Origin of the sequence: Marinobacter salexigens, assembly GCF_002806945.1 — a bacterium.
In the GTDB taxonomy this organism is placed as follows: domain Bacteria; phylum Pseudomonadota; class Gammaproteobacteria; order Pseudomonadales; family Oleiphilaceae; genus Marinobacter; species Marinobacter salexigens.
The window spans coordinates 111,928-137,282 of record NZ_NIHC01000005.1 but is presented as its reverse complement, the minus strand read 5'-3'; the positions used below and the strand labels follow the sequence as shown (position 1 = coordinate 137,282).

The following is a 25,355-nucleotide window of genomic DNA, read 5'->3' as shown; positions in this document are numbered from 1 at the left end:
ATCCAATCACGCTGGCAGATTCCATTGTTACAGCCGGCCGTCAGGTTACGGACATCCTATGGAAAACGAAAAGAAATCGGTTGAGCAGGGCAGCACAAAACCTGAAAAAACCCTGGCTGATCTGTCCACCCCTATCTATGGGCTGTTTATTCTGGGCGTGCTTTACACCCTGTACCTTGCCCATCAGATTATCTTGCCGATTGTTTTGGCACTTCTCACGAGCTTGCTCTTGTCTCCGCTGGTTACTCGTATGTGTTCAGGGTTGCGTATTCCACGGGTGGTCAGCTCGCTGATACTTGTGCTGTTGGTACTTGCTGGCATCGCCGGAATATCAATGGCTGTCGCCACACCAGCTCTGGAATGGGCAGGTAAGGCCCCGGAGGGCATTTCTCGTTTGCTGGTAGGGGAAAGTGAACTGAAGCGACAGATCAGCAAGGTGACAGAGTCCGCTAAAAGAGTGGAAGACTCAGTCAGTGAGTTGTCAGACAGTGGCAAAAATACAACCGCAGAGCCAACTACTGTTGTTCTGCAGACAGACTCCTGGCGCGCCCAACTAATGAATAAAGCCCGTGATGGCGTTGCGGGCCTTGCGCTTGCCATGGCACTTACTTACTTCTTGTTGGTTAGCGGTGACAGGTTGGTGCTTAATTTCGTCCGGCAGTTACCAAGAGACCATCGTCGAACCGTACTGCGCATTAGTGGGGATTCTCAGCGTCAGATCGCCCAATATTTGGCTGTGCTTGGCATCAGCAATACATCAGTAGGGGTGGCAACGGGCCTTATGGCATGGGCTGTGGGTTTGCCAGATCCTGCGGTATGGGGGTTGGTTGCTGGACTTGCCCGTTTTATTCCTTATTTGGGCGTTATTCTTACGATTCTTTTGCTTGCGGTTGTCTCGGTGGTAAGCCTGGACACCCTGTGGATGATGGCGATCGCACCGGTTGGCTACCTGGCCCTGACCACCATGGTGGGTTTTTTCATCGAGCCCTGGATTCACGGTTTCCGTATGGCCATCAACCCAGTGATTATTTTCGTTTCGATTTTTTTCTGGGGTTGGCTATGGGGGCCTGTAGGCGTGTTGCTTGCGGTGCCGCTGATGACCGTTATTCAGGTGGTTCTGAAACAGATTCCCAGGTTACGGCCCATCTATAAGGTGATTGCCCGTTAGTGTGGCACCGGGTAAACGCGGAAGCTTTCATCACTAACTGGCGCCTCGGTGAATGTCTCCTATCCTGAAGAGATAGCTTACACTCCTCAGGCAGGGACGATGGTTCACCTATGATCCCGAATACCATGAAAGCCATGGTTCTTACCGGCCATGGTGATATTGAAAAGCTTGAGTACAAAGACGTACCCACGCCGTTCCCTGCACCGGGGGAGGTGTTGGTTCAGGTAACCGCGACTGCGAAAAACAACACTGACCGCAAAGCCCGGGAAGGGCTGTATCCCACCAAAAAGGGGGAGACCACCTCGTTTCAGATGGGTGGCAAGCCCACACTGATTTTCCCTCGAATTCAGGGCGCTGACATCGCTGGCCGTGTTGTTGCAGTTGGCGAGGGCGTTGATTATAGCCGTGTTGGCGAGCGGGGGTTGCTGGATTTCAATATCTACGCGGACAGTCGCCGGGATATAAACCTTACCCCGGATTATTACGGCCATGGTGCAGATGGTGGCTACGCGGAATACGTTGCTGTGCCTTCAGACCAGTTCCACCGCATACAGAATAAAACTCTGGCGGATGCACAGCTCGCAGCAATGGGAATGTGCTCGTATCAGACGGCCATGCACATGCTCACCTCGGCTCATGTGGCAGCCGGCGAGCGAGTCCTGGTCACCGGAGCCAGTGGCGGTGTTGGAACAGCGCTGATTCAGCTTTGTCGGATTATGGGGGCCATTCCCTATGCACTGAGCACACCGGATAAAGCTGCAGCTCTCGTGGGGTTGGGCGCGGAATCTGTACTTGATCGCTCCGATATGGACAGCTTTGTGGAGCGGGTAAAGGCAGACACTGGCGGTAAACCCTTTGATGCGATTATGGACCTGGTGGGCGGTGATATGACTGACCGCTTCATCGACGCCATGATTTTCGATATGAGCGCCCGTAAAACCTATCCTCGTCTGAGCATTGCCGGTGCCAGTGGTGGAAACATCAGTGAAATCCTGTGGACGCGAATTTACCTGTATCAGGTGCAGATCTTTGGCGTGTCCCACGGCACCCGAGAGGAGGCGGAGCAGTTGATCGAATGGATTCGCGGCGAGCAACTCAAATCTGTTCTCCATGGCGCTTTCCGGCTTTCGGAGCTGCACCAGGCGGAGCGCTACTTCACAAATCGAGGCAGCAGTTATCTCGGTAAAATTGTCATAGTTCCTGATTCGCAGTGGGAAACCCACGGCAAACCCTGGTCTTTGGAGGACCGTGCATGAAAAAGGAACTGACTGTCCAGCTTATGGATACCCACGCCGGTGGGGATGTCAGTCGCATTGTGACTGGCGGAATTGGTACTTTGCCGGGTGGCAGTGTGCGGGCGCAAATGGAGTATCTGCGTGACCACGCCGATGGGTTGAGAAAATTGCTGTTGGAAGAGCCCTATGGCATACCCGAAATGTCTGTGGATTTGCTGGTTTCACCTTCCGACCCTCAGGCTGCAGCCGGCTACATCATTATGGAAGTGATGGGGTACCCGATTTATTCCGGCTCCAATACTATCTGCACTGCAACCGCCGTACTCGAGGCTGGAATTGTGTCCAAAAAGGAGGGCAGGCAGAGTTTCTTTCTGGAGTCTCCGGCTGGTTTGGTTCGTATCGATGCATTGGTTGCAAAGGGTGTGGTTGAAGCGATCACCTGTGAAGGTATGCCAAGTTACATAGATACCTATCGTGCAAGTGTTGAGGTGCCATCACTCGGCTCCGTCACATTCAGTGTGGCTTACAGTGGCGGGTTTTATGCACTGGTGGATGCGGAATCACTGGGTTTCGATCTTGTTCCGAATGAAGAGCGTAAGCTTGCAGAGGCTGCATACGTGATTGTTGAGGCTATTCGCGCGGCGCAGGTGTTTTCTCACTATAGCTTAGGGGATGTGGGGCCACTGCCTTTCCTGCATTTTATGGGGCCAGTGGAGCAAGTGGCTGAAGGGTGCTTCCGCTCCCGCTCAGCAACCTATGTGCATCCGGGCGTGATTTGCCGAAGCACTACCGGAACAGGCACTTCAGCACGGCTGGCCCTGATGCATCACGAAGGTCTTATCCGCCCAGGGGACAAGCTTGAAACTGTGTCCTTGCGGGAAACATGCTTTGTTGGTCAGTTCACTGCTGCAGAGCAGGAAGGTGGCTATAGCCTTGTGAAAAACACGATAACCGGGAAGGGCTACGTGATAGCGCGTTCGGATATTGTGGTGAATTGCGACGACCCTATGGTGGGCTGTGATGGGCTTTACCCTATCCTCAGCAATTGACCGCATTTCGGAGGAGTGTGCGCCTAAAGTTTACCTTTACGTAAGGTGAAGGCTGTGTTAAATCTTCAGCCATGCATTTAATGATAAAAATAGCAGGAGTTGATCATGAGCCTTCCGGAATACTCAGACGTCTATAATAACTTTGACCCCGCAGCCCTTGAAGCGGACATCCTGGATGGAAGTCTGGAAAACGGGCTGAACGTCTGCCACGAAATTTGTGACAAGTGGGCGACCGACCCAGAGAAAGTCGCGCTTTATTACGAAAAAGACGGTGGCGGCGACGGCGTGCTCACCTTTGCCGAACTGAAAGAGCAATCCGCCCGTTTTGCGAACTATCTGGCCTCTCAGGGCATTGGTAAAGGCGACCGGGTTGCCGGTTTGCTGCCAAGAGGTCCCGAGTTACTGATTGTGATCGCCGGAGCACTGCGGGCAGGTGCGGTCTATCAGCCGCTGTTTACAGCTTTCGGGTCGGGCGCTATCGAATATCGCCTTGAGCGTGCGGGAACAAAGCTGGTAGTGACCGATCCGGCAAACTACCCCAAGCTCACCGAAGTTAAGAACTGTCCGCCAGTACTTTGTATTGACGCTGAAAAGGCGGCTACTGGCGTTCCGGATTTCCGGGGTATGCTCGATGAACAGAAGCCTGGCTTTGAACCGGTCACGATCAAGGGCACTGATCCGTTCCTGCAGATGTTTACCTCTGGCACCGTGGGCAAGTCGAAAGGCGTGGCTGTACCAGCCAAAGCGTTGATGGCTTTCTACGTTTACATGAAATACGCCATTGACCTGCGCGACGACGATGTGTTCTGGAATGTTGCGGACCCGGGATGGGCCTACGGTCTTTACTATGCAGTTGTCGGGCCGCTGCTTATGGGGCATGCCACCCATTTCAATCCGGGAGCGTTTACCCCTGAATCCACCTACGACATGATCCGCAAATACAAAATCACCAATCTTGCCGCTGCCCCCACGGCCTATCGCCTTCTTAAAGCCAATGATCATGTCCTTCCAGAAGGCGAAAATCTCGGGCTTCGTGTGGCCAGCAGTGCCGGTGAGCCCCTGAATCCGGAAGTGGTTAACTGGATCAAGAACCGCCATTATTGCCCGGTTACGGATCACTACGGTCAGACCGAAACCGGTATGACTTGCTGCAATTTCCACGCCCTTGCGCATCCTGTGCGCGAGGGGTCAATGGGATACTCCTCCCCGGGTCACAGGGTGGTCGCCCTTAACGAGAAAAACGAAGAAGTAGGCGCAGGTGAAGTGGGGCAGATTGCGGTCGATGTAAAAGCATCCCCACTGTTTCACTTTGATGGATACACCTGGGGCGAAAAAGACCCCTTTGTGAAAGGCTACTACCTCACGGGCGATATGGCGATTTGCCACGGTGATGGCAGTTTCTCATTCAGTGGCCGAGACGATGACATCATTACGACGGCTGGCTACCGGGTTGGTCCCGCAGATGTGGAAAGCACATTGCTGGAACATGCCGCGGTTGCAGAATCTGGTGTGGTTGCAAAACCGGATGAGAAGCGAGGTTCTATCATCAAGGCATACGTGGTTATCAAAGGCGATCAGCAACCTGCGGATGATCAGGCCTTGCGGGACGAGTTGCAGGAACTGGTTCGACGGCGACTTTCCACCCACGCGTTTCCCCGTGAAATTGAGTTTGTGGATGAGCTTCCAAAAACCCCTAGTGGCAAGATACAGCGCTTTGTACTTCGTAATCGGGCGCAAGATGAGCCGAATTCATGAAAGTTACGTTTGAGGAGTTGGACAGGTTTCTTCAGGAGCAGTTTCCCCAGGGTGCCGCCTACGGCAGCCTGAGGAAGCTCGGTGATGGCTGGGCAGAGATGAGCCTGGATGTTGACGACGGGCACCTCAGGCCCGGAGGGACTGTTTCCGGGCCGGTGATGATGGGGTTGGCAGACGTCACTCTCTATGCTGCGTTGTTGAGCAGAATTGGGCTGGTGCCGTTAGCAGTAACTACCAATCTGAATATCAATTTTCTGCGCAAACCGGCAGCTCATACGCCGATCTGGGCAAGAGCAACCATGCTGAAAGTGGGCCGGACCATGGGGGTGGGGGAGGTTTTTGTGTACTCCGAAGGTGGAGACGAGCCTGTCGCCCACTCAACGATGACCTACTCGATACCGCCAAAAAAACATGAGAATTAGATTGACGTCAACGTAAACGTCAATCTAATCTGTAGGTAGTAAGCATAAGCATACAACAATAACAAAAGGTAGATTGGCTCATGAGTGACCAGTACGTACTGGAGACCCAAAACCTTGTAAAAGAGTTCAAGGGTTTTGTTGCGGTCGACGACGTGAATCTGAAGATTCAGAAAGGCCGAATTCACGCTCTGATCGGCCCAAATGGTGCGGGGAAAACAACTGTGTTCAACCTGCTTACCAAGTTCCTGATTCCGACACGCGGAAAGATTCTCTTCAAAGGCGAAGACATTACACCCTTGAAGTCAGCGGCCATTGCCCGTAGAGGCATGGTTCGCTCGTTTCAGATCTCCGCCGTGTTTCCCCACATGACAGCCCTGGAAAATATCCGTGTTGCGCTACAAAGCTTCGAAGGTAGCTCTTTCAGTTTCTGGAAGTCTGGTGCCTCTTTGAACCGGCTTAACGAGCGCGCCATGGAGCTTCTGGAATCTGTTGGCCTGACTGAATTTGCGAACACCATGACGGTTGAGTTGGCCTATGGCCGTAAACGCGCTCTTGAGCTGGCAACTACTTTGGCTATGAAGCCGGAAATACTGCTGCTTGATGAACCGACTCAGGGCATGGGAACGGAAGATGTTGATCGCGTTGTGGAGCTGGTGCGCAAGGCGGCTGAGGGGCGGACTGTTCTGATGGTTGAGCACAATTTGAGTGTCGTTTCCAAACTGTGTGATCGAATAACGGTGTTGGCACAGGGCTCAGTGCTTACCGAGGGTGATTATGAGGCCGTGTCTGCAGACCCCCGAGTTCGCGAGGTATACATGGGAACCGGTTCCAGTGGTGAACGGGGAGCGGAAGCCGAAGCGGAGACCGCCCAATGATAAGTAAGGATGTGGTAAAGAAATACGAACAGCTGCGAATTTCCAATCTGCATGCGTTTTATGGTGAATCTCATATTCTGCACGGTATCGAATTAGTCGTTAACCGTGGCGAGTTAGTCACGCTGCTCGGCCGTAATGGTGCGGGGAGAAGCACCACACTCAAAGCGATCATGAACATGGTGGGCCGTCGCACTGGTTCTATCATGATAAACGGGGAAGAGACCATGTCTTGCGCCCCGCACAATATTGCCAGGCTAGGTGTCGGTTATTGCCCCGAGCACCGGGGCATATTCGCGTCCCTCAGTGTTCATGAAAACCTTACGTTGCCGCCGGTGGTGCGCAGTGGAGGCATGAGCCTGGAAGAAATTTACACCATGTTCCCCAATCTCTATGAACGCCGCTTCAGTCAGGGCACCAAGTTATCAGGCGGGGAGCAACAGATGCTGGCACTGGCGCGCATTCTGCGCACTGGTGCCAACATGCTTTTGTTGGACGAAATTACTGAAGGCCTGGCACCGGTTATTGTTGAAAAACTGGGTGAGGTTCTGGTCGATCTGAAAAGCAAAGGGCTTACTATCATTCTGGTAGAGCAGAACTTCCACTTTGCAGCGCCTTTGGCTGACCGGCATTACGTGGTTGAGCATGGTCGAATTGTGGAAGAAGTCAGTGCCGCCGAACTGCAGGCAAAGCAGCCGGTGCTGGATCGCTATTTGGGTGTCTGAATCCGAATAGGGTGTGTGTTAAAGCAAAACAATAGCAACAATAACCCGAACCAACACAAAACAGTCGCGGAGATATAATAATGACAATTATGAAAAAGCTTCTGACCTCAGCCGTTGCATCAGCCATGATGGTGGGGGGCGCCCAAGCAGAAATCAGCAACAACACCGTAAAAATTGGCTATCTGGCTGATATGTCTGGTACCTATCGCGATCTGGCAGGCCCGAACGGTCTTTCAGCTCTGGAAATGGCCGTTGCTGATTTTGGGGGTACTGTAAAAGGTGCCAAAATCGAAATCGTTACCGCAGATGACCGTAACAGTCCGGACGTAGCTTCCAGCACCGTGCGCCGTTGGCTGGAAAACGATAACGTCGATATGGTGGCTGGTCTTGTTGCATCCTCAGTGACCATCGCTGCAACCAAGGTTATCGAAGAGAATAACAAGCTTGGTCTGGTCAACGGTTCTGCCGCATCCAGTATTACCAACGAGCATTGTACGCCGAACCACATTCACTACACATATGACACATACCCATTGTCTGTTGGTACACCTACTGCGATCGTCAAGGAAGGTGGCAAAAGCTGGTATATCCTGACAGCCGACTACGCGTTCGGGCACTCACTGGAATCAGACGTTACTCGCATGGTTGAATCCAATGGCGGGGAAATTGTGGACAGTATCCGCCATCCGTTCCCAACGCCTGACTTTTCGTCGTTCATCCTGCAGGCACAGGCTTCCGGTGCTGATGTTGTCGCCCTGGCAAACGCCGGAGCAGATACCACCAATGCGATTACCACCGCTTCGGAATTCGGCCTGACGCAGTCTGGCCAAACCTTGGCGGCGTTGCTGCTGTTCCTGACCGATGTTCACGCACTGGGTGCTGAAACCGCTCAGGGTATCCAGCTGACTACCGGCTGGTACTGGGATAAGGACAAAGAAGCTCGTGCCTGGTCTGACCGCTTCATGAAGGAAACAGGCGTAAGACCAACCATGGTGCATGCGGGCATCTACTCCAGCACCATTCAGTATCTGAATGCTATTGAAGCGACAGGTTCCGATGATTCTCAAACTGTGCGCAAGCAGATGATGGATACGCCCATCAACGACATGTTCACCAAGAATGGCCGCATCCGAGAAGATGGTCGGATGGTGCATGATATGTACCTTGCGCAGGTCAAAACGCCGGAAGAGTCGAACAGCGAATGGGACCTGTACAAAATCCTACGCACCATTCCGGCTGATGAAGCGTTTCGCCCGCTCTCAGACAGCAAGTGCAAGCTGGTTAGCAGCAATTAAGGTGTAGGCAAGTGAGCTCCCCTGCGTTTGCCGGGGAGCTCAAGAGACTACTCAAGGCATTACGCAACAATAAAAACTGACTCAACGTCTGTGCTGCTTCTGGAGTTAGCAACATGTCCATGATTTTCGGCGTGCCCATGGCGGTGCTTTCTGGCCAGCTTCTGATCGGGATTATCAACGGTGCTTTTTACGCGCTGCTGAGTCTCGGGCTGGCCATTATTTTCGGCCTCCTCAAAATTATCAACTTTGCCCATGGTGCCATGTATATGCTGGGTGCCATGGCCACGGTCATCATGTTCGACGCCCTTGATGTGAACTACTGGGTGGCCCTGTTCCTGGCACCTGTTCTGGTTGGCATTGTCGGGGTGTTTGTAGAGTATTTTCTTCTTCGCCGCATTGCCGGGCAGGATCATATTTACAGCTTGCTGCTGACCTTCGGCGTCGCCCTGATAATGCAGGGTGTACTAACCAATATTTATGGTGTGTCTGGTCTTCGTTATGCAATGCCGGATATGTTTAAAGGTGGCGTAAACCTTGGGTTTATGTTCATGCCTTACTACCGGGCGTGGGTTATCGTAGCGGCCCTGCTTGTGTGCTTCGGCACATGGTTCATGGTTGAAAAAACCAAACTGGGCGCATACCTCCGCGCGGGCACCGAAGACTCACAGCTAATGCAGGGTTTCGGTATCAATGTACCTTTATTGGTGAGCCTTACTTATGGGTTTGGCGTCATGCTGGCAGCTTTTGCCGGGGTGTTGGCCGCGCCCATTTACTCAGTAACTCCCGTAATGGGCTCTCACATACTTATTGTGGTGTTTGCTGTAGTGGTTATCGGTGGCATGGGTTCCATCGGTGGGGCCATTATTACCGGTATTCTCATGGGTGTGGTGGAGGGGCTAACCAAGACTTTCTACCCGCCTGCCTCATCTGCCGTGATTTTCCTGGTCATGGTAATCGTTCTGATGATCCGGCCCCATGGCCTGTTCGGCAAGGAGTCATAATCATGAGCCAGATCGATATTCAATCCTCCATCCAGAAAACGATTCTGAAGCAACAAAAAGCTGAGGATCGCAGAAAGCTGGTGCTGAACGGTATCTTGTTGATGCTACTGCTACTGGCACCGTTTGTAATTTACCCAGTGTTCCTGATGAAAATTCTTTGCTTCGCGCTTTTTGCGGCAGCCTTCAACCTGTTGTTCGGCTTCACCGGCTTGCTGTCGTTCGGCCATGCGGCCTTTCTGGCCACTGGCGGATATACGACGGGTTACCTGCTCAGCAACTACAGCGGACTCACCACAGAGATGGGTATTATCGCGGGAACGCTAATGGCTACAGTGCTGGGGTTGGGGTTTGCACTTCTGTCCATTCGTCGCCAGGGCATCTACTTTGCCATGGTTACCCTGGCTCTGGCGCAGCTGGTCTTCTTCTTCTTTGTTCAGTCATCCTTTACCGGTGGCGAAGACGGGTTACATGGCGTGCCAAGGGGCGAGCTGTTTGGCCTTATCAACCTTGAAGACAATCTCAACATGTATTACTTCGTGCTGGCAGTATTTCTTGCCTGTTACCTGTTGATTCAGCGGATTGTCAGCAGCCCATATGGCCATGTACTGAAGGCGATTAAACAGAACGAGCCCCGTGCTGTGTCCTTGGGCTATAAAGTTGATCGCTACAAGGTTCTGGCATTTGTAATCTCAGCTGCACTTGCAGGCTTGGCCGGATCCATGAAATCAGTGGTGTTCCAGCTGGCCTCTCTGAACGACGCGCACTGGCATATGTCAGGCGAAGTCATTCTGATGACGCTGGTGGGCGGCATGGGAACATTGCTGGGGCCGGTACTGGGCGCAACCCTGGTTGTTAATATAGAGTACCAACTTGGACAGGGCCCGCTCAGAGATTGGGTGGATCCGATTCTGGGGGCTATCTTTGTAATCACCGTACTGGCCTTCCGTAGCGGTATTGTTGGCGAGGTTCAGAAATTCGTGAGGAAAAATATTGGGTAGCACGGAAAGCCCCGGGAAGTAAAAGCAAAGGGTCGCCTCTTGAGGTGGCCCTTTCTGTTTCAGGTTTGTTCACTTGAAGCGGCCACAGAAGCTATTACAGCGGTTCCGCATCTGTCGTTTCGATGGTTGGTATGAATCCGTGGCCATTGGCCGCAGTATTGTTTAATCTAAGTGCAGGCTTTCCATATAGATAACAGAGCCCAGTCCAGCCCCACCATCAAACAGGAAATAGAAATGTTCAGCTTCTCGTGTAGTTCTCCACTACGGCTCATCCTGTGGGTTTCGTTGACTGTGTGTACACTTTTAATGGTTACAGGCTGTTCTGAGCCTGCTGCGCCGCTTTCGTCGCCACCTGTCCCCGTTTCCGTAGTGAAGCTGGAGGCCACTGAAGTGCGGCCGTCCCGTGACTTTGTGGCCCGGACGGCCGCTTCCGCCAGAGCAGACCTGACCGCGCGCATCGAAGCAGAAATAAAACAGATTTTGTTCGTTGAAGGGGCAAAGGTAGAGCGTGGTCAGGTGTTGGTCCAGCTTGAAGATACCCGGGTAGCAGCAGATTTGCAGCGCTCCAAAGCCGAGCTGACTGCGGCGCGGGCAGAGTTGGACTCCGCGCGAAGAAACCTCACCCGAGGCGAGGACGTTGCCAGCAAAGGCTATTTGTCGGATGCCGACCTCGACAAGCTCAAAGACCGCTTTAACATGGCCCAGAGCCGTTTGGAAACTGCAGAGGCAGCTGTTCAGATAGCACAAACCAATGTTGACTACGCTGTGATCAGGGCACCTTTTGATGGCTGGATAGGCCGGCAGAATTACGATGAGGGCGCCATTGTTAGCCCAGCAAGCGGGGCTATCGCCGACGTGCTGGTTACCGATCCGATATACGTGGAGTTTCAGTTGGATGAGTCGGATTACGTTGCGTTTCGCCGCGCCGCCCAAGGCAGAAATGAAGACGTTACCAATGGCTTGTCGCTGTCCCTGACCTTGCCGGACGGCGGGCGCTTCGACCAGGATGGCCAACTCAACTTTACCGATGTGGAGACCGATGCCCGAACCGGTACTGTTGCGATGCGCGCGGTATTTTCCAATTCTGACGCGGTATTGCTGCCGGGGCTGTTCGTAACGCTGAAAATTGAAGGCGCCACTGGTGCAGCGCAGGTACTGGTACCGCAAGCGGCTATTCAGGAAACCATCGAAGGCAAGTTTGTGCTGGTTGTAGATGATCAGAACAAAGTGGTTCAGCGCTTCGTTAAAACGGGCGCCCGTTTAGGGGCCATGCTGGCTATTGAAAGTGGCTTGGAAGCCGGTGAGCAAGTCATCGTAGAAGGCCTGCAGAAAGTTCGCTCCGGGATAGAGGTGAAGCCGATTATCAAAGCGATCAACCCGAAAACCGGCGTGTTCAGCGAGGCCGAATCCAGCGATAATGGGGCTAGCTAATGATCAGTAGTGTGTTCATTCATCGCCCTCGTTTTGCCTTTGTTATTTCTATTATCATCACGTTGGCAGGTTTGCTTGCGTTGCAGCAACTGCCGGTCAATATGTACCCGGACATGTCGCCACCCACCATTCGGGTATCGGCGGTGCTTCCCGGAGCTAACCCGCAAATTGTTGAAGAATCGGTAGTACGACCAATCGAGCAGCAGCTCAATGGTGTCGAAGATCTGATTTATATTGAATCAACCGCGTCCAGTAACGGCAGTGCCACCATGACACTCACGTTCGAGAGCGGTACCGACACCGACATTGCACAAATAAATGTGCAGAATCGGATTGCATTGGCTGAGCCTTTTTTACCGGAAGAAGTTCGCCGTCAGGGAGTCACGGTTAGCACTCAGTCGGGTGACATGCTGATGGGTATCAACCTCTTGGCCGACAGGCCTGAACTGGACGCGGTATTTTTAAGTAACTACGCGTCCACCAGTCTTATTGAAGAGCTGGGGCGGGTACCGGGTGTGGCCTCTGCTGAAGTTATGGGCGCAAAAGACTTCAGCATGCGCATCTGGCTGGATCCGCAGCGAATGACCTCTTTGCGGGTGACCGTGTCTGATGTGGCGGCCGCCTTGCGCGAGCAGAACCAGATTGTTGCAGCGGGTCAGCTTGGACAGGCACCGATTCCGGATGGACAACAATTTGTGTACACCATCCAGACCGATGAACGCCTGTCAGATCCTGAAGAGTTCGCCCAAACTATTATCCGCGCCAAAGCGGGTGGTGGTTTTGTACGACTGAATGATATCGGTCGGGTTGAGCTGGGCTCCCGATCTTACACCTCAACGGCGCTGATGAACAATGAGGAAACCGCGTTTATCGTGATTTATCAGCGTTCCGACGCCAACGCTCTGGGCGTGGCTGAACGTGTAAAAGAAACCGTTGAGGAGCTTGCACAGGGCTTTCCTGACGGCGTTTCCCACACCATAGAATTTGACTCTACCGAGTACATTCGCCAGTCGGTCAGGGAAGTGATTATCACACTGATGCAGGCTGTCGGGCTGGTGATTCTGGTGGTGTTTCTCTTTCTGCAAAATTGGCGCGCCACGCTTATTCCAAGTATTGCCATCCCGGTATCGCTGATTGGCACCTTTGCGGTGATGGCCGTGATCGGGTTTTCCGTCAACACCATCACTCTGTTCGGTCTTGTATTGGCTATTGGTATTGTGGTGGATGATGCCATCGTGGTAGTTGAAAACGTTGACCGGATATTGCGCGAGGAAAGGCTGCCAATTAAGGAGGCCGTCACCAAGGCCATGGAGCAGGTGACCGCGCCGATAATTGCCACTACTCTGGTGCTGTTGGCAGTGTTTGTGCCCGTCGCATTTATGCCGGGCATTACCGGTAAACTGTACCAGGAGTTTTCTGTCACCATTTCGGTGGCAGTGGTGTTGTCTTCTATCAACGCCTTAACGCTGAGCCCGGCGCTGTGTAGTGTTTTGCTGGGCGGCGGTGCGAACAAGACTACAAGTTGGTTGCGGCCTGTTGAACGCTTTATCGGCGTAAGTACAACCGGCTACTCGGGCATTGTCAAAGGCATGCTGCGCAAGGGTACGTTGGTGGGTGTTGCGGTGCTGGCCCTGCTTGTGGCCAGCGCGGGTTTGTTCAGCACAGTGCCGTCGGCGTTTGTACCACCGGAAGACCAGGGTTTTCTGTTTGTGGATGTGCAGTTGCCGGTCGCCGCCTCACAGGAGCGCACTGAGGCGGTGTTAAAAAAGACAACAGAAATGATACTGGATGACCCAGCGGTAGATGATTTTATCTCGGTGTCTGGCTTTTCGCTGTTGGCCGGTGCGGGCTCGAACCATGGTTTGGGCATTGTTATTTTGAGCGATTGGGCCGAGCGTAAAAGCGACGAGCTGAGTGTGGACGCGACGGTGGCGCGCCTGTACTCCGGGTTATGGAGCATGCCTGAGGCTCAGACCATGGTGTTCAACGTACCACCTATTCCCGGTATCGGGCTGACAGCGGGTTTTGACTACCGCCTTCAGGACAACCTCGGTCGCGACGTGACCGAGCTGACTCAGGTGATGAACGGCCTGATCTTCGAAGCCAACAGTCGCCCGGAAGTTAACCGGGTTTACAGTACCTACCGCGCCAATATACCCCAGTACCGGTTGGACGTAGATCGCAACAAGGCCAAGACTCTGGGAATCGGGCTGTCTGATATTTTTGCAACCCTGCAGACCCAGCTCGGTTCGTTGTACGTGAACGATTTCACCCTGTTTGGCCGAAACTATCGGGTACAGCTGCAGGCTGAAGGTAAATTCCGCACCGGCCCGGAAGATCTGTCGTACTATTTTGTGCGCAACAGCGACGGTGACATGGTACCGCTATCGACGCTGGCAACCCTGACACCGGTATTGGGACCTTCGAGTATTGCCCATTACAACCTGAAACGCTCAGTCACTATATCGGGTGAACCCGCTGCCGGGTTCTCAAGCGGTGATGCCATCCGCACTATGGAGGAACTGTCAGAAAAGTTGCCGCAAGGCTACGAGTACGCCTGGTCTGGCCAGAGTCTGCAGGAGCTGGAAGCTGGCAACCTGGTCACATACATTTACATGCTGGCGCTGCTGTTTGTGTATCTGTTTCTGGTGGCCCAATACGAGAGCTGGGCATTACCTTTTGCCGTTATTGGAGCCGTGCCCGTGGCGGTGTTTGGGGCACTCGTGGGTCTCTGGCTGACAGGTCTGGCGAACAACATCTACGCCCAACTGGGTATGGTGCTGCTGATTGGTCTGTCCACAAAAACTGCCATTCTCATTGTTGAATTCGCGATTCAATTAAGAAATCAAGGAATGACTGCAGAAGAGGCTGCCAACAAGGCTGCCGTACTGCGCTTCAGGGCAGTGTTGATGACCGCCCTGTCGTTCGTGCTCGGGGTGCTGCCACTGGTGTTTGCCACCGGTGCTGGAGCGGGTAGCCGGGTTAGCCTTGGTGTCACGGTGGTTAGCGGTATGATCTCTGCTACCGTGCTGGGAACTCTTCTGGTGCCCATGTTCTACAAGTGGGTACAGAGGATGCGTGAGAGCACTGCACGCTCTGAACCGCAGGTCTCGGAATAGTTTTAAGAGAGGCGGCCGTCGTGCCGCCTCTTCAGCCTAATTACCAGCCAAAGCGCCGTATGTCTTGTTGGTTATCACGTTGAAGGTGTCAGCGAGGATGCAGTGCAGCCAGGGCAGTAGATGGTGCCCAAACGCAAGTGATACCGAATGGTAGTGCCTTCATTCACCTCTTCACCGCAGTTGTCGCAAAGGGAACCGCTGTCCAGAGTAAGTTCTCCGTAGCCCGATACCGGTATCTCGATGTCTCCGATTGTTCGTGGCCAGGGCTCATCTTTGACAATGTCGGCCCTAAAGCTGTTTTCCAGCGCACGCCACCGCTCAATAAGATGGCCAGGCAACCCTTGGCGTTTCAAGCAGTCCACCATGATGGCCTCTCTGTAATCGAACAGGTCGTTGGATATCACCATCCAGTGATGGGCATTTTTGGGCTTATCGCCAAGATAGATTCTCTCGCCTGTGAACTGCTGTCGCATAAAAAGGTGCTGCTTTTCCCGGGCTCTTTGTTGTGTCACGCCCTGGAAAAAGGGTGAGAGCCTCTCGTCTTTATAAACGCGAGCATAGAAATCCTTCATGATCTCGGCTAACAGGCGGCCGTTATCCAGGGCTTCCCACATTTCTGGGTCCGGGGATAATAACGTGCCTGCCTGGGGTTTTGTGGCTCTTTCTGTAGCCAGTTTTTTCTTTCTTGGCGAGATAGACAAATTGTCTACTGGTACACAAAGACAGGGTAGAAACAGCCCTTGTTCTACCTGCTCCGGATGCAGTCCTTTCTGGGCTTGAGGTGGCAGTGTGCCCTTTTCAGCAATGTGCATGCAGGAGTGGCAGGAGCCCTTCCGGCAGGAAAAAGGGAAGGTCACGCCGTGTCTCAGCATGGCCTCAAGAACGGTTTCATTGGAGTTACAACCGTAGCTGTTTTCCAAATAATCGATTTTGTACATGGCAGCTACTCATATTTGTGCATTCTTGCCCTAAAAACTGATCTGTTGTAGCGGCACTTGTGAGCAGCATACAATCCAGAGATGTCTCTATCTGTAATTTATTGTATGGGTTTGGAGGGGCGATCATGAACGCCTGACACCCGGATCCAGCATGGCCAAAAGCGCACGCAATAAAATAATAATGTCGTTTCTCTTGCGCGCATCCACTTCAAAAACCGGGGCTTTAATTCCAAGCTCATCGAGTTTTTTATAATAAATGGCCAAGTTATTTTTATTATTCATATCCATCCCGGTTATGCCAATAACGACCCCACTTTTATTTATAAGAGGGCGAAAGGCTTTTGTGTACAGCTCAAGGTCTGCGAGGGGGTCTTCCCGATTACTATCCAATAATATGATCAGTCCAAGCCCGCCAATGCTGATAATGTCCCACATGAAGCTGAACCGGGTCTGCCCGGGCGTACCATAAAGATGAATTTTCTGGTGATCATCAATTTCTAATGTGCCGTAGTCCATGGCGACTGTTGTTGTGTCTTTTCGCAAGGCAACATGATCGCTGGCCTTGCGCTCTGTGCTTACCACGTCGATATCGCTGATCGCACGAATGGCTGTTGTTTTACCCGCGCCCACTGGGCCGGCAAAAATGAATTTTTGTTCCATGTTAAGCCCCTAATTCCCCGTGAGTTTCCTGAGTAATGATGCCAAGAGGCTCTGTTTGGGGTGGGGTACTATGTGGGGTTCTTCAGCTTTTCGGTTTATGGCTCGCGCATAGCCAGAAGCACGCGCGGCAGTGTATATCTGGTTGACTTCCGCCTCAGGGACTTTCAGCAATCTTGCAGCCAGGGCAACAGAGGTTGGGTGCTTGTAAAATAGCGTCAGAATACCAAATGTATTGGGGGTGTGGGGGAGTCGGGTCAGGTTTGGCCAGGACTCCAGTTCAACTACATCGCTACGGTGATACCCGCTCATAAGCCGGCCATTTGAAGCGTAGTAAGCTGCTTGCCACATCAGTTCATTGATGTCTCTGCATGCCGTGCCGGCATAGGTGTTGCTGTCGTTTTGAGCCATAACGGTAATGCGGAACTTGCCCGGAGAAAGTTGAAGGAACTCCGCCAGGTTCGGGTTTTCAGAAAAATACTCTTCACTGGCGCCCAGAATAACCAGGCTGCCATGAGCGCCGCCATCAATATGTATGTTCTGCCCATTAGCCACTGCCCGACGTAAGGTTGTCAGCAGGCACTCATCCGGACTGAAAGTATCTGTGGATGCAATATGGTGTTTATCTTTTGATTCTTTATTATTTTTGTTCATAAGCTCCTCAAAGCTAAAACATACAACTCGTGATCAGGGAGTAATCGACGATTTTTCTGTAGCTTTTCGTGTTAAACAAGCGTTTGATCGAATCAATATATAGTTTTGAGAAAATGAATACATCGTCACCGTTGTAAAAATTTGTATACTTTTCATGAAGTTTGATCTGCATCAATAGTTTTAATGGTTGGTTTTTTCCTGTCGCAGTGGGTTAGCCAAAACAGGGTTAGTGGGGTATTGATTAGTTGAGAGTCAGAGTGATTGAATTGCAAGAAGTCGCGAGAGGATTAGCCGACTGCGAGACGAAAGGCTGTGCTTTTGCTGGCAGTCGGCTAGATGTTGATTCTATTCCTGTTAAGTGGCTGTGAAAGTGTATTTCTTTCCAAGTACAGGGCTTTGGAAAGGATCAGGCTTATCAGCCAACAAACATTTTTTTGGCAAGCGGAATGCCCTTGAAGCCACTCACAGCAACGGTTGTCAGCAAACCACCCAGCATGGCGCCCACTACTCCGGCGGTCATTATGTCCTGGCCGGTGAGGTACAGGCCGGGTATGCGGGTCTTGGGCTTTAGCCAGTCCTGTTCGAAGCGATCGGGAGTATGGTCGAGGCCATAGATTTCCCCTTCGCTGTAGCGGCAGAAGTAGTCCGTAGAAAGGGAGGTGGACAGCTCGTAGTAATCCACTTTGCCTTCCAGATGCGGGAATTTCTCGTAAAGCTTGGCGAGCAGACGCTGGGCGAATTCTTCCTTCTTCGCTTCATAGTCTTCACCACGCTTGCCCCAAGGCTTGTCGGCCCACTCTTCGTACCATTTGAAGGGGCCAGGTGCCACAATCTCAATGGTGGCCCGGCCAGGGTAGCGCTCCAGAAAGCTGGGGTCTTTCGCCGAGGGGAAGGAGATATAGGTCAGCGAAATATCGTTGTTCTCCGGATCTTCCTCGAAGTCTTTCACATGCTTTTCGTAGTCTGTGCCGGGGTAAATCCAGTAGTTGGTTTTCGGCAGGCCCAAGTTCTCTGCTGTATCTTCCAGGCCGATGTACAGGCAGTTGCTGGCCATGGAACGCTTAACGGTTTTCAGTTTGTCCTGATAGTAGCCCCATTCAGGCGCGTCTTTTGGCAGCAACTTGTTGAAGGTGTTGAAGACGCCTGCGTTGCTGATGACCAATGGCGAGCGAATCTCTGCACCGTCGGCCATGCGAACGCCCACGGCTTTGCCTTTCTCGATGAGAATCTCGGTCACATCAGCGTAGGTAAAGACTTCACCGCCGCTTTGCTGAATCACCGGGATAATGGTCTTGGCCATTTCAGAGGCGCCACCAATCGGGTAGTAGCCGCCGTGCAGGTAATGGCGGGCGATGAGTGAGTGGACAATGAAGCTGGATTGGGCGGGTGGCAGGCCGTTGTCGCCCCATTGGCCGGTAAGCACAGCAATCAGCTCCTGGTTACTGGTGATGCTTTCAAGTACTTCGCGGGTAGGTTTGTTAAGGAACTCTGGCGCCTTACGTTTCGCAAGCATGCTTAGTGGTCCAAGAGCCAGGCTTGGCAATACCTTGCTCAGAACAACCGCCGGCATGGCCTTGGATACCTGGCGTAGATAGCCCAGGTAGGTGTCTATGGCCTTTTCTTCTTCCGGGAAGGCTTTGACCAACTCGGCACGGAATTCTTCCGGGCCGGCTACCAGGTCCACGTACTTTTCGCCCATGTAGATACGGTCGTAGTTGGCGTCCATTGGTGCCCACTTCAATTGGCCGTCCGTGATGTGGTCGAACAGCCGCTTACCCAGAGTGTGGTCTGCGCCCATGTCACCAATGTAGTGAACGCCCACGTCCCATTCGTACCCGTTACGGTCGTAGCTGTGGGTGAATCCGCCAGCAGTGTAGTGCTGCTCTAGAACGAGCACCTTTTTACCCATTTTGCTCATGCAGGCTGCGGCAGTCAGGCCACCGATACCGGAGCCAATAATGATGGCATCGTAGGGGCCGTCCAGGCGCTTCTCACGATAACGTCTGCCAACGCGGATGGTACTGGGTTTTGGGCTGCTCATTTATTTAATCCTGTTGTGTTTGTTGTTTGTCAGACCGGGAGCCATCCAGCAGTAAGCTGAGAACGCCTTCGGTCAGCATGGGTTCGGCCTTTGCGCTGGGCAAATGACCATCGATAGTGAGTTGCGACAGCCCGTGCACCAGAGACCAGGCGGCGGCTGTCATCAGTGATACGGGGGAGGGCTTGAGGTAGCCCAGGTCGCGGGCGCGGGCTACGGTGCTTTCCAGAACTTCAAATGCCCCTTTGCCCGCAGCATCCAGGCGCGGGTGCGCCCCCATGGGTAGTACGCGACCGCCAAACATAAGGCGATACAGATTGGGCTCTTCCTGGGCGAAAGCGACATACACCAGCCCAATATCGATCAAAGCCTTACGCGGCATTTCCTGATCCACCGCTTGCAGACGGTCACGTAAAGCTTCGAAACCTTCAATTGCGAGTTCCGCCAAGAGGGTTTCGCGATCTGAGAAGTGGCGATATAGAGCCGGGGCACTTACGCCGAGCTGCTTGGCCAGGGCACGCAAGCTGATGGCGGCATCCCCTTGGGTTCTGAGTATCTCCAACGCCAGCAACTGTGCCTGGGGCTGCAGGTCACCGTGGTGGTAGGCAGGTTTCGCCATGGGTATTCATGCTCGCTAATGTTATCGGTGGTAACAATGTTACTGGTGATAACATCACGAAAATGACGGGTAGTCAAACAGAATTTAGAGATCAAAAAAGCCCCGGGGCTCAGCTAAAGAGCGCCGGGGCTTGCGGTTGCTGCAGAGTTTTTACTTCAGTCCCAGTTCCTCAATGGATATTTCGCGCATTTTGAATTTCTGAATCTTTCCGGTAACCGTCATCGGGAATTCTTCCACGAATTTATAGTTCCGGGGAATTTTGAAATGCGCAATCTTGCCTTTGCAGAAAGCGATTAAGTCGTCTGCACCTACCGGATCTGCGTCAGGGCGCAGTTTCACCCAGGCGATCAACTCTTCGCCGTAGGACTCATGAGGAATACCCGTTACCTGAACTTCCTCAATGGATGGGTGGGTGTACAGGAACTCTTCAACTTCTTTCGGATAGATGTTTTCACCACCACGAATCACCATGTCCTTGATGCGGCCAACGATTTGCACATAACCTTCTTCATCCATGGTGGCCAGGTCACCTGTGTGCATCCAGCCGGAGGCGTCTATGGCTTCCCGGGTCTTCTCTTCGTTATTCCAGTACTTCAGCATTACGCTGTAGCCGCGAGTGCAGAGTTCACCAATCTCGCCACGGGGCAGAACGTTGCCTGTTCCCGGGTCGACGATTTTGGTTTCCAGATGCGGTTGGGTGCGGCCCACGGTGGTGACTTGCTTCTCGAAGGGATCAAGAGAGCTGGTTTGAGTGGATACCGGGCTGGTTTCAGTCATGCCGTAGGCGATCTGAACTTCTTTCATGTTCATCTTGCCGTTGACCTTTTTCATTACCTCGGCCGGGCAGATGGAGCCTGCCATGATGCCGGTACGCAGGGTGGAGAGGTCGTAGGACTCAAACTCCGGCTCGGCAAGTTCTGCAATGAACATGGTGGGCACGCCGTACAAGGCGGTTGCCTTCTCCTGATGCACCGCCTGCAGGACGGCTTTGGGCTCAAAGCCTTCGCCCGGGTAGATCATGGTGGAGCCGTGGGTGATGCAGCCAAGGTTGCCCATCACCATACCGAAGCAGTGGTACAAGGGTACCGGAATAACCAGCCGATCTTTCTCGGTGAGAACCTGGCTTTCGCCCACAAAGAATCCGTTGTTCAGAATGTTGTGGTGGGTGAGGGTGGCGCCTTTGGGGCTGCCGGTTGTGCCCGATGTGAACTGGATATTGATGGGGTCATCGAACTGAAGCTGGCTTTGTGCCTTGTTTAGTTCGTCCTGGCTGACATCACTGGAAAATTCGGTGAATTCGCCCCAGCTCCACATGCCGGCGTGTTTTTCGGTATCCAGGTTGATCACCGCGCGCAGGTCCGAAAGCCGCTGGGCCTTGATCTTGCCAGGGGTGCTGGCTTTCAGTTCCGGGGCCAATTCATAAAGTGTTTTGCGGTAGTCAGAGGCTTTAAAGCTATCGGCGGTTACCAACACGCTGATACCAGCCAGGTTCATGGCGTACTCGAGTTCATGCATGCCGTAAGCCGGGTTGATATTGACCAGAATGGCGCCGACCTTGGCGGTAGCAAACTGGGTAACCGTCCATTCATAACGGTTAGGTGCCCAGATGCCCACGCGATCGCCTCGTTTGACGCCGATGGCCAGGAAAGCTCGTGCTGCTTCGTTCACCTTGGCAAGGAATTCTTTGTAGGTCCAGCGAATGTCCTGATGCAGGCACACCAGAGCTTCGGTGTCGGGGTATTTATTGGCAGTGCGATCGAGCATCTCGCCAATGGTCATGCCCAGCAGTGGGGTTTCAGAGGTGCCGCTGGTGTAGCTTGGAAGAGTCTGGTTCATTGTCTGCCTCCATTTGTTTTTGTGGTTGCGGGCTGAAAATTGTTGAGCCTGTTAGCGACTCTGGCTGTGGTATTCAGTGTTCGGGCGCATGTCGCTGGCAATTGCCACGCGGTTCGACATGTTGTAAAAGCCGATTATATTGCTTAAATCCCAGATTCCGCGATCACTGAAGCCTGCATTCCGCAGTGCTTGCACTTCAGCTTCCGCTACTGTTGCCGGTGAGCGGGTAAGCTGTGACGCGAAATCCAGCATGGCTCGCTGGCGTTTATCCAGTTTGGCGGATCGGTAGTTCATCACGAGGTGTTCGCCTAACGCCGGGTCACCACTCATAACTCGCACGGCAGCTCCATGGGCGACAAGGCAATAAAAACACTTGTTTTCTGAAGAAACGACCACAGCAACCATTTCCCGCTCAAGCTTGCTGAGCTCGCTTTCACCCATCATCAGCTCATTATAGAGACGAGAGAAGCCGTCCAGCTGGTTCAGGTTCTGGCTGAAAGCGGTAAGCACATTGGGAACCATGCCAAGCTTTTCAATACAGACTTCGAAATACTTCCGGACATCATCGGGAAGATCTTTCATGTCTGGAATAGGGAGGTCCAGCGCGACAACATTTTTGTTTTTGCTCATGTCAGATCCTTAAGGTTTTAGGGCTTGGCCTACTTTAGAGCCGTTGTTTCGTTTGAGCTGGTTGCTTATCCATTCGCCGGTAGCCACCAGTTTGTTCAGATCCACGCCGGTGCTTATGCCCAAGCCGTTGAGCATATAGAGCACGTCTTCCGTCGCGACGTTACCAGATGCGCCATTGGCATATGGGCAACCGCCAAGACCAGCAACCGAGGCATCAAGAACCGCCACGCCTTCTTCCAGTACAGCGTAGAGATTGGCCAGTGCCTGTCCGTAGGTGTCGTGAAAATGCGCTGCCAAATGCTTTATCGGAACGTTTTTTGCCACAGCCTCGAGCATACGCTTGGCTTTCAATGGGGTACCTACGCCAATGGTATCGCCCAGCGAAATCTCATAGCAGCCCATGTCAGCCAAGTCTTTGGCAACCCTGGCGACTTGCTCGGGAGCAATTTCCCCCTCATAGGGACAACCTAGCACAGTGGAGACATAGCCCCGCACCGGAATCCTGTGCTTTTTCGCTGCCTCCACCACTGGCAGGAAGCGTTCCAGGCTTTCTGCAATGGAACAGTTGATGTTCTTTTGGCTGAAAGATTCAGACGCCGCGCCGAATACCGCCACTTCGTCTACACCCGCCGCCAGAGCATTCTCAAAGCCTCTGAGGTTTGGGGTCAGAACCGAATAGCGTACACCGGCTTTGCGCTTGATGCCGGCCATTACCTCAGTGGCATCCCCCATTTGCGGCACCCACTTGGGTGAGACAAAGCTGGCGGATTCGATATGATCAAGACCGCAATCTGCGAGTCGTTCGATCAGCCCGGTTTTTATGTGCGTGGCGATCACCGGGCCGGCCTCGTTTTGTAGACCGTCCCGGGGGCTCATTTCGACCAGCCGCACTTGTTTTGGAAAGGCCATTAGCTCGCCTCCTCACCGCTCGATTCGTTGACCTCAATAGCAATCAGCTCCGCGCCTTCTGAAACCTGCTCACCTTCGGTGAAGAAGATTTCGCTGACCACGCCATCGGCAGGTGCCTTGATGGCATGTTCCATCTTCATGGCTTCCATGATGACCAGTGTCTGACCCGCTGAAACTGTGTCACCCACCTTGGTCTGTACCGCCACAATGGCGCCGTTCATGGGTGCGGTCAGGCCGCCTTCAGGAGCCAGGTCTTCAAACCCATGGTTTTCCTGGTAGAGGGTGCACTGGAAGGTGTCACCTTCGTAGAAAAGCACGAGTTGGTCATTGTGCAAGTTGCCGTGAATGCTGATCCTGTGGCCATCGACCACCGCCTGAAGCGCGTCGCCTTCAAGTTTGGCAGTAAGGTTGTAAACCTTGCCATCCACGGATACCTGGTAGTGATCATCCTTTTCCAGAATTTTCAGATCGTGAATCTCGTCGCCTACCTGCAACTGCAGGGGCTGGGCGTATTCCGAGTTCAGGCGCCAGCTGTTGCGACGACCGAACGGGGACCAGGGATCTGTGCTCACAGACTCGGTGGATTTGCGTTCTTCCAATACAAAACCAGCAGCCAGCACCAGCGCTTTATGGGTATCGAGCTTCGATTTCGGGAACAGCAATTCCCGGTGGCTGTCGATAAAGCCGGTGGTAAGATCCGCTTCCCGGAAGGGCTGTGAATCCGCCAAGGCGTGCAGGAAGCGGATGTTGGTTTTTACCCCTGCAATCCGATAGTGCTCCAGCGCCTGAACCATGCGGTTGATGGCCTGCTCACGGGTTTCGTCCCACACGATCAGTTTGGCGATCATGGGGTCGTAGTGAATGCTGATCTCATCCCCTTCGATCACACCGGTATCGACACGCACATGGGCGCTTTCATCGGGCGTGCTCAGATAACGCAGGTTGCCAGTGGCAGGCAGGAAATCCTGATCCGGGTCTTCGGCATAAATACGGGCTTCCAGAGCATGGCCACGGGTTTTTACCTGTGACTGTTCCAGTGGCAGGGGCTCACCCCAAGCCACTTTCAACTGCCATTCCACCAGGTCCTGGCCAGTTACCATTTCAGTAACCGGGTGCTCCACCTGCAGGCGGGTGTTCATTTCCATGAAGAAGAAGGAGCCGTCTACATCGTAGAGAAATTCTACGGTGCCCGCGCCCACATAATTGATGGCCTGGGCGGCTTTAACAGCGGCTTCGCCCATGGCTTTGCGGGTTTCTTCGCTGAGCCCGGGGGCCGGCGCTTCTTCCAGGACTTTCTGGTGGCGGCGCTGAACCGAGCAGTCGCGTTCGGCCAGATACACGCCTTGGCCGGTTTCGTCGCAGAACACCTGAATTTCAACGTGGCGTGGCTGGGTCAGGTAACGTTCGATGAGCATGTCGGGGTTGCCAAAAGCGTTCTTGGCTTCGCGTTTGGCCGCGGCCAGAGCATCATCAAACTCACCGATGTTCTCGACCACTCGCATACCTTTACCACCGCCACCAGCGACGGCTTTCAGCAGCAACGGAAAGCCGCACTTTTCAGCTTCGGCACGCAGGGTTTCGGGGCTCTGGTCGTCGCCGTGATAGCCAGGCACCAAAGGTACGCCTGCTTTTTCCATAATGGCTTTGGCGGCAGATTTGGAGCCCATGGCTGCAATGGCTGAAGAAGGTGGGCCGATGAAGACAATGCCGTTGGCCTCACAGGCTTCGGCAAACCCGGTGTTCTCGGAAAGAAAACCGTAGCCGGGGTGGATAGCTTGGGCGCCGCTTTGCTTGGCAATCTCAATGATTTTGTCGCTACGCAGATAGCTTTCCGAGCTTGGCGCTGGGCCAATGTGGAAGGCTTCATCTGCCATGGAAACGTGGAGGGCGTTGGCGTCTGCATCGGAATAAACAGCCACGCACCGGATACCCATGCGGTGTGCAGTCTGGATAATCCGGCAGGCGATTTCGCCCCGGTTGGCAATAAGGATTTTGCTGAACATG

General features: G+C 53.3%; 21 protein-coding genes. 12 read left to right on the top strand and 9 right to left on the bottom strand.

Translation table 11 applies throughout. The features are described from left to right. Positions 1 to 58 precede the first annotated feature (58 nt). The 12 genes from CDH47_RS10830 (at position 59) to CDH47_RS10775 (ending at position 15,070) form a co-directional block, all read left to right on the top strand. Entirely contained in the window at positions 59 to 1,168 is a 1,110-nt protein-coding gene (locus tag CDH47_RS10830) for an AI-2E family transporter (RefSeq protein ID WP_100639914.1), read from the top strand. Positions 1,169 to 1,278: 110 nt separating this feature from the next. Continuing rightward, positions 1,279 to 2,424, top strand: a complete 1,146-nt coding sequence (locus CDH47_RS10825; protein ID WP_100639913.1) for a zinc-binding dehydrogenase — start codon at positions 1,279 to 1,281, stop codon at positions 2,422 to 2,424. Then, the gene (locus CDH47_RS10820) at positions 2,421 to 3,452 is read left to right on the top strand and encodes a proline racemase family protein (protein WP_100639912.1); all 1,032 of its coding nucleotides are present in this window, start codon (positions 2,421 to 2,423) and stop codon (positions 3,450 to 3,452) included. Before CDH47_RS10825 ends, CDH47_RS10820 begins: the two co-directional genes overlap by 4 nt. Before the next feature lie 105 nt (positions 3,453 to 3,557). After that, positions 3,558 to 5,207, top strand: a complete 1,650-nt coding sequence (locus tag CDH47_RS10815) for an AMP-binding protein (RefSeq protein ID WP_100639911.1) — start codon at positions 3,558 to 3,560, stop codon at positions 5,205 to 5,207. Continuing rightward, on the top strand, positions 5,204 to 5,629 hold the full coding sequence (locus CDH47_RS10810; protein ID WP_100639910.1) for a PaaI family thioesterase: 426 nt from the start codon (positions 5,204 to 5,206) through the stop codon (positions 5,627 to 5,629). Before CDH47_RS10815 ends, CDH47_RS10810 begins: the two co-directional genes overlap by 4 nt. A gap of 80 nt (positions 5,630 to 5,709) precedes the next feature. Next, complete coding sequence (locus tag CDH47_RS10805) at positions 5,710 to 6,504, top strand: ABC transporter ATP-binding protein (RefSeq protein WP_100639909.1); 795 nt, start codon at positions 5,710 to 5,712, stop codon at positions 6,502 to 6,504. Beyond that, positions 6,501 to 7,226 (top strand): ABC transporter ATP-binding protein, encoded by a 726-nt coding sequence (locus tag CDH47_RS10800; protein WP_100639908.1) that lies wholly within the window; start codon positions 6,501 to 6,503, stop codon positions 7,224 to 7,226. Before CDH47_RS10805 ends, CDH47_RS10800 begins: the two co-directional genes overlap by 4 nt. A gap of 80 nt (positions 7,227 to 7,306) precedes the next feature. Then, positions 7,307 to 8,521 (top strand): ABC transporter substrate-binding protein, encoded by a 1,215-nt coding sequence (locus tag CDH47_RS10795; protein WP_100639907.1) that lies wholly within the window; start codon positions 7,307 to 7,309, stop codon positions 8,519 to 8,521. A gap of 113 nt (positions 8,522 to 8,634) precedes the next feature. Continuing rightward, positions 8,635 to 9,522, top strand: a complete 888-nt coding sequence (locus tag CDH47_RS10790) for a branched-chain amino acid ABC transporter permease (RefSeq protein WP_100639906.1) — start codon at positions 8,635 to 8,637, stop codon at positions 9,520 to 9,522. 2 nt (positions 9,523 to 9,524) lie between these two features. After that, on the top strand, positions 9,525 to 10,520 hold the full coding sequence (locus CDH47_RS10785) for a branched-chain amino acid ABC transporter permease (protein ID WP_100639905.1): 996 nt from the start codon (positions 9,525 to 9,527) through the stop codon (positions 10,518 to 10,520). A 234-nt stretch (positions 10,521 to 10,754) separates the two neighbouring features. Continuing rightward, positions 10,755 to 11,951 (top strand): efflux RND transporter periplasmic adaptor subunit, encoded by a 1,197-nt coding sequence (locus CDH47_RS10780; RefSeq protein WP_100639904.1) that lies wholly within the window; start codon positions 10,755 to 10,757, stop codon positions 11,949 to 11,951. Next, positions 11,951 to 15,070 carry an efflux RND transporter permease subunit gene (locus tag CDH47_RS10775; RefSeq protein ID WP_100639903.1) on the top strand — a complete coding sequence of 1,040 codons (3,120 nt, stop codon included), beginning with the start codon at positions 11,951 to 11,953 and terminating at the stop codon, positions 15,068 to 15,070. The genes CDH47_RS10780 and CDH47_RS10775 overlap by 1 nt, the downstream gene beginning before the upstream one ends. 74 nt (positions 15,071 to 15,144) lie before the next feature. On the opposite strand, the gene CDH47_RS10770 is transcribed toward CDH47_RS10775, so the two are convergent. From CDH47_RS10770 to CDH47_RS10730, 9 genes are all read right to left on the bottom strand, one after another. Then, positions 15,145 to 16,008, bottom strand: coding sequence for a 2Fe-2S iron-sulfur cluster-binding protein (locus CDH47_RS10770; RefSeq protein ID WP_100639902.1), 864 nt, complete (start codon positions 16,006 to 16,008; stop codon positions 15,145 to 15,147). Positions 16,009 to 16,131: 123 nt separating this feature from the next. Next, a complete protein-coding gene (locus CDH47_RS10765) occupies positions 16,132 to 16,668 on the bottom strand; it encodes a GTP-binding protein (RefSeq protein WP_100639901.1) in 537 nt (178 codons plus the stop codon). Between the two features lie 9 nt (positions 16,669 to 16,677). After that, positions 16,678 to 17,319, bottom strand: a complete 642-nt coding sequence (locus tag CDH47_RS10760) for a hypothetical protein (RefSeq protein WP_100639900.1) — start codon at positions 17,317 to 17,319, stop codon at positions 16,678 to 16,680. Between the two features lie 415 nt (positions 17,320 to 17,734). Continuing rightward, positions 17,735 to 19,360, bottom strand: a complete 1,626-nt coding sequence (locus tag CDH47_RS10755) for a phytoene desaturase family protein (RefSeq protein WP_100639899.1) — start codon at positions 19,358 to 19,360, stop codon at positions 17,735 to 17,737. Between the two features lie 4 nt (positions 19,361 to 19,364). Then, entirely contained in the window at positions 19,365 to 19,976 is a 612-nt protein-coding gene (locus tag CDH47_RS10750; RefSeq protein WP_100639898.1) for a TetR/AcrR family transcriptional regulator, read from the bottom strand. Between the two features lie 150 nt (positions 19,977 to 20,126). After that, the gene (locus tag CDH47_RS10745; protein WP_100639897.1) at positions 20,127 to 21,812 is read right to left on the bottom strand and encodes an AMP-binding protein; all 1,686 of its coding nucleotides are present in this window, start codon (positions 21,810 to 21,812) and stop codon (positions 20,127 to 20,129) included. A 51-nt stretch (positions 21,813 to 21,863) separates the two neighbouring features. Beyond that, positions 21,864 to 22,442, bottom strand: a complete 579-nt coding sequence (locus CDH47_RS10740) for a peroxidase-related enzyme (protein ID WP_100639896.1) — start codon at positions 22,440 to 22,442, stop codon at positions 21,864 to 21,866. 9 nt (positions 22,443 to 22,451) lie between these two features. Further along, complete coding sequence (locus CDH47_RS10735) at positions 22,452 to 23,351, bottom strand: hydroxymethylglutaryl-CoA lyase (protein ID WP_100639895.1); 900 nt, start codon at positions 23,349 to 23,351, stop codon at positions 22,452 to 22,454. Then, the gene (locus CDH47_RS10730) at positions 23,351 to 25,354 is read right to left on the bottom strand and encodes an acetyl-CoA carboxylase biotin carboxylase subunit (RefSeq protein WP_100639894.1); all 2,004 of its coding nucleotides are present in this window, start codon (positions 25,352 to 25,354) and stop codon (positions 23,351 to 23,353) included. The genes CDH47_RS10735 and CDH47_RS10730 overlap by 1 nt, the downstream gene beginning before the upstream one ends. Between the last annotated feature and the right edge of the window lies 1 nt (position 25,355).

Coding starts and splice junctions, on each gene's coding strand:
- CDH47_RS10830 (WP_100639914.1), top strand. CDS start 59: ATGGAAAACGAAAAGAAATCGGTTGAGCAGGGCAGCACAAAACCTGAA.
- CDH47_RS10825 (WP_100639913.1), top strand. CDS start 1,279: ATGATCCCGAATACCATGAAAGCCATGGTTCTTACCGGCCATGGTGAT.
- CDH47_RS10820 (WP_100639912.1), top strand. CDS start 2,421: ATGAAAAAGGAACTGACTGTCCAGCTTATGGATACCCACGCCGGTGGG.
- CDH47_RS10815 (WP_100639911.1), top strand. CDS start 3,558: ATGAGCCTTCCGGAATACTCAGACGTCTATAATAACTTTGACCCCGCA.
- CDH47_RS10810 (WP_100639910.1), top strand. CDS start 5,204: ATGAAAGTTACGTTTGAGGAGTTGGACAGGTTTCTTCAGGAGCAGTTT.
- CDH47_RS10805 (WP_100639909.1), top strand. CDS start 5,710: ATGAGTGACCAGTACGTACTGGAGACCCAAAACCTTGTAAAAGAGTTC.
- CDH47_RS10800 (WP_100639908.1), top strand. CDS start 6,501: ATGATAAGTAAGGATGTGGTAAAGAAATACGAACAGCTGCGAATTTCC.
- CDH47_RS10795 (WP_100639907.1), top strand. CDS start 7,307: ATGACAATTATGAAAAAGCTTCTGACCTCAGCCGTTGCATCAGCCATG.
- CDH47_RS10790 (WP_100639906.1), top strand. CDS start 8,635: ATGTCCATGATTTTCGGCGTGCCCATGGCGGTGCTTTCTGGCCAGCTT.
- CDH47_RS10785 (WP_100639905.1), top strand. CDS start 9,525: ATGAGCCAGATCGATATTCAATCCTCCATCCAGAAAACGATTCTGAAG.
- CDH47_RS10780 (WP_100639904.1), top strand. CDS start 10,755: ATGTTCAGCTTCTCGTGTAGTTCTCCACTACGGCTCATCCTGTGGGTT.
- CDH47_RS10775 (WP_100639903.1), top strand. CDS start 11,951: ATGATCAGTAGTGTGTTCATTCATCGCCCTCGTTTTGCCTTTGTTATT.
- CDH47_RS10770 (WP_100639902.1), bottom strand. CDS start 16,008: ATGTACAAAATCGATTATTTGGAAAACAGCTACGGTTGTAACTCCAAT.
- CDH47_RS10765 (WP_100639901.1), bottom strand. CDS start 16,668: ATGGAACAAAAATTCATTTTTGCCGGCCCAGTGGGCGCGGGTAAAACA.
- CDH47_RS10760 (WP_100639900.1), bottom strand. CDS start 17,319: ATGAACAAAAATAATAAAGAATCAAAAGATAAACACCATATTGCATCC.
- CDH47_RS10755 (WP_100639899.1), bottom strand. CDS start 19,360: ATGAGCAGCCCAAAACCCAGTACCATCCGCGTTGGCAGACGTTATCGT.
- CDH47_RS10750 (WP_100639898.1), bottom strand. CDS start 19,976: ATGGCGAAACCTGCCTACCACCACGGTGACCTGCAGCCCCAGGCACAG.
- CDH47_RS10745 (WP_100639897.1), bottom strand. CDS start 21,812: ATGAACCAGACTCTTCCAAGCTACACCAGCGGCACCTCTGAAACCCCA.
- CDH47_RS10740 (WP_100639896.1), bottom strand. CDS start 22,442: ATGAGCAAAAACAAAAATGTTGTCGCGCTGGACCTCCCTATTCCAGAC.
- CDH47_RS10735 (WP_100639895.1), bottom strand. CDS start 23,351: ATGGCCTTTCCAAAACAAGTGCGGCTGGTCGAAATGAGCCCCCGGGAC.
- CDH47_RS10730 (WP_100639894.1), bottom strand. CDS start 25,354: ATGTTCAGCAAAATCCTTATTGCCAACCGGGGCGAAATCGCCTGCCGG.